This window comes from Phaeobacter sp. HF9A (assembly GCF_011806385.1).
GTDB lineage: Bacteria > Pseudomonadota > Alphaproteobacteria > Rhodobacterales > Rhodobacteraceae > Epibacterium.
Genome location: NZ_JAATOX010000224.1, coordinates 1 through 2,663 on the forward strand (window position 1 = coordinate 1; position 2,663 = coordinate 2,663).

A 2,663-nucleotide genomic window follows, 5' to 3' on the forward strand; every position below is an offset into this window, starting at 1 on the left:
TCACCTTTGGCCAGCTGGAGATGCTGGACGGTATCAACATCGTGATCCTGCTGGTCGGCCTCTACGCGCTGCCGCCGGTGATCGACCTCTTGGAAACGCCGCTGAAGACCGATGGCGTGAACAGCTCCAAACTGGGGACCCAGTCGCTCTGGAAGGCGCTGCCGCGCATGAAATCCTATTGGAAGACCTGGCTACGCGGATCTTTGCTAGGCATCTGGATCGGCATCCTGCCCGGCGCGGGCGGCTCCATGGCGGCCTTCATGTCCTATAACGAGGCACGCCGCTCCTCCAAGCACCCCGAAACCTGGGGCGAGGGTGAACCCGAGGGCGTCGCCGCCGCCGAGGTCGCCAACAACGCCGATACCGCCTCGGCGCTGATCCCGGCGCTGACACTGGGCATCCCCGGCACCGCTGTTGCCGCTGTGATGCTGGGCGGCCTTCTGGTGCACGGGCTGCAACCTGGTCCGATGCTGTTCCGCGACAACCCGGAGATCGTCTTTGGCTTCATGTGGCAGTTCCTGTTTGGTGCGATCCTTCTGGTCCTGCTGGGTGGCTCGCTGGCGACAAACTCCTTTGCGCGCCTCTTGAACCTGCCGCGCCCGCTCCTTGGGTCGGTGATCATCGTGCTCATGCTGATCGGCGTCTACTCGATCCATGGCCGGATGTTCGACGTCTACCTGATGCTGGGGTTCGGCGCGATCGGCTGGGTGATGGACCGGCTCAAGTTCCCGCTGCCGCCGGTGGTGCTGGGCCTGATTCTTGGCGGTTTTGCCGAAGAGAACCTGCGCCTTGCCCTGCGGATCGGACGCGGTGACCCCATGGTCCTGTTCCAGAACACCACCAGCCTGATCCTCGTCGCGCTCACCATTGCGGTCATCATCGGACCGGCGCTGAAAAAGCGCTATCTTGCAGGCCGCAAAAAGGTCTGATGGCCAGCCCGCATCATACCGTCCGCGAGGAATGGCTCGCCCTGATGCAAGAGGATATTCTTGCGCCGGGGCAACCCATCTTCGACTGCCACCATCACCTCTGGCACCGAGCCGAGGGCCGTTACGGCGCAGAGGAGTTGATGGCGGATCTGCGTGCGGGCCATGACGTGCGGGCCAGCCTCTTTGTCCAGTGTCGCACCGGCTATCGGGTCGATGGCCCAGAGGCGCTGCGCCCCGTGGGCGAAGTCGAAACAGTGCTGGACTGGACCCGCGGCCAGGATCGCTTTCCGGTGGGCATCATTGCCATGGCCGACCTGCAACTGGGCGACAGTGTGCGCCCGGTGCTGGACGCCCTGATCGAGGCTGGACACGGACACGTCAAAGGTATCCGAAACACCACCGCATGGCATGCCGATCCTTTGGTGCGCTCCAACCCCAAGCCACCGCCGGACGGTCTTTTGCGCTCGGACGCCTTCCGCGACGGGGCGCAAGCGGTGGCGGCACGGGGGCTGAGCCTCGATGTCTGGGCCTACCAGACGCAACTGGACGAAGTCCGCGCCCTTGCCGCGACCCTGCCGGATCTGACCATCATCGTCAATCACTGCGGCGGCCCTCTGGGGGTCGGCCCGCATGACCGCTTTGCCCCCGAGAATTTCCAAAACTGGCGCAACGCGCTGGCCGCCATCGCCGCGCTGCCCAACACACGCATCAAGATCGGCGGCTTCGGTCTTGGCGTCTTTGGCTGGCCCTATACCGACGCCGCCCTGCCGCCGCACTCTGCAACCCTGGCCGAGGATTGGCGGCCTTGGGTGGAGACCTGTTTCGACCTTTTCACCCCTCGCCGCGCGATGTTCGAAAGCAACTTTCCCGTGGACAAGGGGCAATTCAGCTATCGCGCGCTCTGGAATGCCTTCAAACGCCTTGCCGCATCCCTGAGCCGCGACGACCAGGACGCCCTGTTCTGGCGCAGCGCGACGCAGAGCTACGGCATCGACCAACAGATTTTCGCACATGACACTGGGAGGATACCGTCATGAAAAGAACCTGAGCCTCCCCCCATGAAGTGGTCCGCCCCTATGTTTAGGAAAGCGGAGGACCATAGATGGCAATAAGAGACCGAAGCCCGAAGTGATTGTCGTGAAATTGCGGGAGGTTGAAGTGCTGATGGGGCAAGGCATGCCCCGGATTGATGCAATCAGACAGATCGGCGTGACTGAACAAACTTACGACCGCTGGAGTGCAGGCGGATAAAGAAAACCGTCCAGTGGACGGTTTTCCCGCCAAACAAGTACGACGGCATGGGTACAGAGCAGCTTAAGGAACTGAAGCGGCTTCAGAAGGAGAACGAGGGCCTGCGTAGAGCGGTATCGGACCTGACGTTGGACAAATTGATCCTGTCCGAGGCCGGAAAGGGAGTGATGACCGTCTAGGAATTGATCCAGTGGATCAATTCAGGTCTGAACGGGCGGAGCCCCTAAGCCCCTCGCGCCGCCGGGCCTGCATCGATCTTGTGCGCAGCCAAATGAAGGTTTCCGAGCGTCGCGTTTGCCGCGTCCTGGGCCAGCATCGATCCACACAGAGACGAGAGCCGGTTGGTCGGGCTGACGAAGACCGTCTGATTGCGGACATGATCGAGCTGACACGCCAGTATGGACGATACGGCTACCGTCGGATTGCCGCTCTGCTGAGAGACGCAGGCTGGCAGGTGAACGATAAACGTGTCGAACGTCTATG

The 2,663-nt window shown here is 62.3% G+C and carries 2 protein-coding genes and 1 pseudogene; all 3 read left to right on the forward strand.

From position 1 onward, the window contains the following. A partial coding sequence (locus HCZ87_RS20460) for a tripartite tricarboxylate transporter permease (protein ID WP_175582343.1) occupies positions 1-929 on the forward strand: 929 nt, incomplete at its 5' end. Then, entirely contained in the window at positions 929-1,966 is a 1,038-nt protein-coding gene (locus tag HCZ87_RS20465) for an amidohydrolase (protein ID WP_167646933.1), read from the forward strand. The genes HCZ87_RS20460 and HCZ87_RS20465, both read left to right, overlap by 1 nt. 61 nt (positions 1,967-2,027) lie before the next feature. Further along, positions 2,028-2,663: pseudogene (locus HCZ87_RS20470) on the forward strand (IS3 family transposase); the annotation flags it as partial.